Origin of the sequence: Pseudomonas inefficax (assembly GCF_900277125.1) — a bacterium.
Classification (GTDB): domain Bacteria; phylum Pseudomonadota; class Gammaproteobacteria; order Pseudomonadales; family Pseudomonadaceae; genus Aquipseudomonas; species Aquipseudomonas inefficax.
The window spans coordinates 1-5,361 of the sequence record NZ_OPYN01000218.1 but is presented as its reverse complement, the minus strand read 5'-3'; the positions used below and the strand labels follow the sequence as shown (position 1 = coordinate 5,361).

Sequence of the window (5,361 nt, the reverse complement as noted above, 5' to 3'; positions counted from 1 at the left end):
ACGGTTTCGACAAGGATGGCAAGAAGGTCGAGATCTACCATGATCCAGTGACGGGCAAGGCAGTCAAGACCGAGTACCACGATTGAACAGCGACGGCACGGTGCAGCTGTGGGACCCCCTACTGCGGCTGTGCCACTGGTCGATCGCCGTGGTGTTCTTCGCCAACTACTTCTTCAACGAGGAAGGTGACGACTGGCACCAGTGGCTGGGTTACTACGCACTGGCCGTTGTGGTGGTGCGTGTGATCTGGGGCTTTGTCGGGCCACGCAGCGCGCGCTGGGCCGATTTCTGGCCAACCCCGGCAAGCCTGCTCGGGCATGCCCGGGCGTTGCTGCATGGGGAGCTTGACCATCACATGGGGCATTCGCCGATTGGTGCGCTGGTGATGGTGCTGATGCTGACCTGCATCGCCGGCCTGGGCCTTACCGGGTGGGCGTCGGAGGAAGTGGACGCGCTGTTTGGCGTCGATTGGCCGATGGACCTGCACAGCTGGCTGGCCAATGCGCTACTGGTGCTGGTTTGCGTGCATGTGCTGGCGGCCATCTACGAGAGCGTGCGCATGCGGGAAAACCTGCCCTGGTCGATGATCACGGGGCGCCGTCGGCACCGCGATTGACTGTGGCGGCCTCTTCGCGGGTAAACCCGCTCCTACAAGGACTGTGCAAAACTCAAGGTTTGCGCAGTACCTGTGGGAGCGGGTTTACCCGCGAAGAGGCCAGCACAGGCAGCATCTGCTACACGGCCGGGCACTGGTGGGTCACACAGTGAATACCCCCGCCCCCCGCAGCAATGGCATCGATATCCAGCTGCACGATATCCCGCCCCGGATACAGCGTCACCAGCAGCCCGCGCGCTTTCTCGTCCGCCGCCCCATCGCCAAACTGTGGCGCAATGATCGCGCCATTGAGCACGAAGTAATTGATGTACCCCGCGGCAAAGTCGTCATTACCTTTGCTGAATCTGTTACGCCGCCCGTGGAGCGGCGGTGACACGACATGCACCTGTAACTTGCGGCCCTCGGCATCGGTGGCCCGCTTGAGGATCTCCAGGTGCTTGCGCGTCACGGCGTAGTCATACGAGTCCGGGTCGTTATCCAGGTTGGCAATCACCACCCCCGGTCTTACGAAGCGGGCATAGAAGTCCACGTGCCCGTCGGTGATGTCCTGGCCGGCGATGCCGGGTAGCCAGATGATCTTGCTCAACCCCAGGCGCTGCTTGAGCTCCGCCTCGATCTCGGCCTTGCTCCAGCCTTTGTTGCGGTTGGCGTTGACCCAGCTGCTCTCGGTCATGATGCCCGTGCCGTGGCCGTCCACCTCTATGGCGCCGCCTTCACCCACCAGGTCGCTGCGCTGGTAGCGGGCGGCGGCCAGCTTGGTCACGCGTCTGGCCAGTTGGGCATCGTTGCGGTGACGTTGCTTGTTGCCCCAGCCATTGAAGTTGAAGTCTACCGCCGCCAGGGCTCCGTCATCATCGACGACGAAGTTGGCGCCGATGTCGCGCATCCAGATGTCGTCCAGCTCACACTCGACGAAACTTGTGCGGTGGCTGGCACAGTGCTGCTCGGCCAGCTCGCGCTCGCTGGCCCGGCAGAACACAGTCACCGGCTGATAGCGCGCGATGGACTGGGCGATACGACCGAGAGCGGCCTGCACATCGGCGGTGAAATCCTCCCAGATCGCATCCTGGGCGCCGAAGGCGATAAATGCGCGCTGCTGCGGCTCGCCTTCGTCCGGCATGAACCAGCGCCCCGGTTCTTCGGCGCGGGCCAGGCCCAGCGGCAGGCCGAGGCTGGCACCGAGGCCGGCGGCCAGTGAAAGTTGCAGGAAGGTTCTACGGCTTGGCATGGCTCAGTCCTGTGCAGTCTTGAAGCGGGTCCACACGCGCATGCGTGCACGCATGTCGGCCTGTGGGATATCGCGGCCCGGGATCAGCCGGGCATAGGTGGCTTGATCGAGGTAGATATCGGGGTTGTCACGCATGCGCGGGTCGACTGCCTGGCGGGCCTTGGCGCTGGCGGTAGGGTAACCGGTTAAGTTGCTGATGGCCGCCATGTTCGCCGGGCGCATGACGAAATTGATGAAACGATAGGCGTATTCCGGGTGCTTGGCATCGGCCGGGATGGCCATGGTATCCATCCACACCGTGGTGCCTTGGCGCGGCACGCGGTACTGGAAGTCGAGATGCTTGCCCGCGGCGTCGGCGGTACGCTGCGCCTGGATCACGTCGCCACTGTAGCCCAGTGACAGGCACAGGTTCTCGTTGACCAGTTCGGTCACCGGTTGCGACTGGAACTTGCGCACGTACGGGCGAATCGCCTTGAGCAGTTCGCTGGCTGCGGTCAGGTCTTCGCGCTTGGCACTGTGTGGCTCGCGGCCCAGGTAGTTGAGGACCACTGCCAGCACTTCGTCGGGTGAATCGATGACTGAGATACCGCAGTCGGCGAATTTGGCGGCCAGCTCCGGCTTGAACAGCAGGTCGAGGTTGTCCAGCGGTGCATCGCGCATGCGCTGGCGGACTTTGTCGGCATTCACCGTCAGGCCGATGGTGCCCCAGGTATAGGGCACGGTTGCCTGGCTGGCCTTGGGGTAGCGGGCGTGCAGCTGGCGCAGGCCGGGTTCGATGTCGTCCAGGGCCTCCAGGCGGCTGTGGTCCAGTGGCTGCAGGCTACCGGCGCGCACCAGGCGCTCGGCAACTGTGTCACCGGGGAAGACCAGGTCGTAGCCACTGCGCCCGGACATCAGCTTGGCCTCGAGCACTTCGCTGCCATCCATCACATCGTAGATCACCTGGATGCCGGTTTCGGCCGTGAACTGTTTGAGGGTGTCTTCGGCAAAATAGTCGGCCCAGTTGTACAGGCGCAGCACGGGCTGCTCGGCCTGAGCCTGGCAGGCGCAGACGGCCAGCGCCAAGGCGGCCATAACGTGGCGTTTCATGCTCATGCCCATGGCTGCACTTCGGGTTGTTGCTGGGTGATGCAATGAATGCCGCCACCGCCATGGGCGATGTGGTCGATGCGCACCGGTACGATCTCCCGGCCCGGGAAGGCGTGGGCCAGTTGCGCGGCGGCTTCCTGGTCGGCGGCGATGCCGTAGGCCGGCATGATGATCGCGCCGTTGGCGATGTAGAAGTTGGTGTACGAGGCGCAGAATAGCTCGGCATCCTGGTCGACGGCGGCGCTGGCCTCATACAGGTCGAGCAGTTCGAAGTGCCGGCCTTGGGCGTCGGTGGCCAGTTCCAGGGCACGGCGGTTTTGCCGCACGACTTCGGCGTACACCGAATGCGGGTCATGGGTAGCGTCGACCAGCAGCATGCCAGGGCGGGCGAAGGCGCATACACCGTCGACGTGGCCGTCGGTCATGTCGCCGGTGATGTATTGTGGGTCGCCCGGTAGCCAGATGGTCTTGCGGATGCCCAGATAGCGGGCGAAGCAGGCCTCGAATTCGGCCTTGCTCACGCCAGGGTTGCGGTTGGGGTTGAGCAGCACCGACTCGGTGGTGATCAGGGTGCCTTCGCCGTCCACATGAATCGCCCCGCCTTCGTTGCACAGCGCCGTGCTGAAACCATCCAGGCCCAGGTGGTCGAGGATGCGCCGGCCGAGGCTGCGGTCCTGGCCGTGCTGCGACTTGCTTCCCCAGGCGTTGAAGCGCCAGCTCAGGCCGGCCAGGCCATGTTGAGGATGGCAGACGAAGCTAGGGCCGCTGTCCCGACACCAGCTGTCGTCCACGGCCATTTCGATCAGTTCGATGTTGGCGCCGCAGAGGGCACGTGCGCTTTGCAAGGCCGAAGGGTCGACCACCATCTTCACCGGCTCGAAACGGGCGATGGCCGCCGCGACCCGGGCATAGTCCTGCTGTACGTCGGCCAGGCGCACGTGCCAGCCGCTTTCCCACAGGGCCTGGTTGTGTGGCCAGACCATCCAGGTGGCAGCGTGGCGGGCCCATTCGGCGGGCATGCGCCAGCCGCTGTCGAGGGACAGGTGCATAGAGAACTCCGATCAATTAAGGATTTTTATCAACGAAGCCCGCCGTCGCGGGTGTTGATGTCCATGCTATGGCTAGGCTTGGCCTGCGACAAACGATAGATTTAGCGCACATCTGATCAGCAAGGCTTATCAATCATGCTCAAGCACTGGCCGCCCCTGAATGCCCTACGCGGCTTCGAAGCCGCTGCGCGGCTGGGCAGCTTCCACAAGGCCGCCGAAGCGCTGAACCTGACCCAGTCGGCCATCAGCCAGCAGATTCGCAGCCTGGAAACCTACCTGGAGCAGCCGCTGTTCCACCGCAGTGGCCGCAGCGTGAGCCTGACCGACGCCGGGCACGACCTGCTCAGCACCACGCAGTCGCTGCTGCAGCACCTGGCGGTGGGCATTCGCCGGCTCGACCAGTACCGCAAGCCCAACCAGCTGGTGGTCAACACCAGCCCGGCCTTTGCCAGGCACTGGCTGTTGCCGCGGCTGGCCGACTTTCACCAGCGCTGCCGGGATGTCGACTTGTGGTTGTTCACCAGTTTCGAGGTGCCGGACATGGCGACCGAGACCATCGACCTGGCCATCCGCGACGACCTCAGTGTCCAGGCCGAGTGCAGCTTCAACGTGCTGTATCAGGACCAGCTGTACCCGGCCTGCCACCCAGCGTTGCTGCAAACGCCTATGTCGCGGCGCACCACCTTGCATGGCGAGCGCGAGATGGACTGGAGCCACTGGCAGCTGGAGGGGGGCGAGGATGTGGGGCAGCAGGGCAAGGGGCTGAACTTTTCTGACCCCGGGCTGCTGCTGGATGCTGCAAGCGAGGGGTTGGGGATAGCCCTTGTCAGCCAGTTGCTGGCACGGCGGGTGGTGGAGGAGGGGCGTTTGCAGGCGTTGTCGGCGCAGCGCGTGCGTGGGCCGGCGTGGGCTTGCCTGGTGCATCGGGATAGTCAGGATGATCCGCTGGCCCGGCAGTTCCTGGAATGGCTGAAAGAGGCTCTCTTGTCAGATTGATGTTGCCTGTACTGGCCCCTTCGCGGGTGAACCCGCTCCCACAGGTATTGCGCAGCCCTCAGGATTTGCGCCGTCCCTGTGGGAGCGGGTTCACCCGCGAAGAGGCCGGAACAGGCGAACCACCGTTTTGCATCCCCAAGATCACCCCGTAATATGTGTCGGATAACCTGCAGGGGTAGTCTCACCCTCTGATCAACCGGAATCGCCCATGGCGGCGCTTCCCCCGGCATAAACCTGACGAGGTACAGACATTGGCCATCATTCATCCTAAGGTCCGCGGTTTCATCTGCACCACGACTCACCCGAAGGGCTGCGAGCTCAACGTCCGTGACCAGATCGAAGCCACCCGCAAACTGGGCGTGCGCGAGGATGGCCCGAAGAAG

The 5,361-nt window shown here is 64.0% G+C and carries 6 protein-coding genes and 1 pseudogene; 4 read left to right on the top strand and 3 right to left on the bottom strand.

The genetic code is table 11. The features are described from left to right. Both JV551A3_RS27085 and JV551A3_RS27080 read left to right on the top strand, forming a co-directional pair. A partial coding sequence (locus JV551A3_RS27085) for a PepSY domain-containing protein (protein WP_133979292.1) occupies nt 1-86 on the top strand: 86 nt, incomplete at its 5' end. Further along, nucleotides 83-616 (top strand): cytochrome b/b6 domain-containing protein, encoded by a 534-nt coding sequence (locus JV551A3_RS27080; protein WP_133979290.1) that lies wholly within the window; start codon nt 83-85, stop codon nt 614-616. The genes JV551A3_RS27085 and JV551A3_RS27080, both read left to right, overlap by 4 nt. A 118-nt stretch (nt 617-734) precedes the next feature. On the opposite strand, the gene JV551A3_RS27070 is transcribed toward JV551A3_RS27080, so the two are convergent. Genes JV551A3_RS27070 through JV551A3_RS27060 form a run of 3 tightly spaced genes read right to left on the bottom strand, consistent with a single transcriptional unit; the run spans nt 735 to nt 3,982 of the window. Beyond that, a complete protein-coding gene (locus JV551A3_RS27070; RefSeq protein WP_133979289.1) occupies nt 735-1,844 on the bottom strand; it encodes an agmatine deiminase family protein in 1,110 nt (369 codons plus the stop codon). Between the two features lie 3 nt (nt 1,845-1,847). Next, nucleotides 1,848-2,933, bottom strand: a complete 1,086-nt coding sequence (locus tag JV551A3_RS27065; RefSeq protein WP_235874647.1) for an extracellular solute-binding protein — start codon at nt 2,931-2,933, stop codon at nt 1,848-1,850. A 2-nt stretch (nt 2,934-2,935) separates the two neighbouring features. Then, nucleotides 2,936-3,982, bottom strand: a complete 1,047-nt coding sequence (locus JV551A3_RS27060; RefSeq protein ID WP_133979285.1) for an agmatine deiminase family protein — start codon at nt 3,980-3,982, stop codon at nt 2,936-2,938. A 135-nt stretch (nt 3,983-4,117) separates the two neighbouring features. Here JV551A3_RS27060 and JV551A3_RS27055 point away from each other — a divergent pair, with 135 nt between their 5' ends. After that, nucleotides 4,118-4,978 carry a LysR substrate-binding domain-containing protein gene (locus JV551A3_RS27055; protein ID WP_133979284.1) on the top strand — a complete coding sequence of 287 codons (861 nt, stop codon included), beginning with the start codon at nt 4,118-4,120 and terminating at the stop codon, nt 4,976-4,978. Nucleotides 4,979-5,229: 251 nt separating this feature from the next. Next, a pseudogene (locus JV551A3_RS27050) lies at nt 5,230-5,361 on the top strand (bifunctional NADH-specific enoyl-ACP reductase/trans-2-enoyl-CoA reductase); the annotation flags it as partial.

Coding starts and splice junctions, on each gene's coding strand:
- JV551A3_RS27070 (WP_133979289.1), bottom strand. CDS start 1,844: ATGCCAAGCCGTAGAACCTTCCTGCAACTTTCACTGGCCGCCGGCCTC.
- JV551A3_RS27065 (WP_235874647.1), bottom strand. CDS start 2,933: ATGAAACGCCACGTTATGGCCGCCTTGGCGCTGGCCGTCTGCGCCTGC.
- JV551A3_RS27060 (WP_133979285.1), bottom strand. CDS start 3,982: ATGCACCTGTCCCTCGACAGCGGCTGGCGCATGCCCGCCGAATGGGCC.
- JV551A3_RS27055 (WP_133979284.1), top strand. CDS start 4,118: ATGCTCAAGCACTGGCCGCCCCTGAATGCCCTACGCGGCTTCGAAGCC.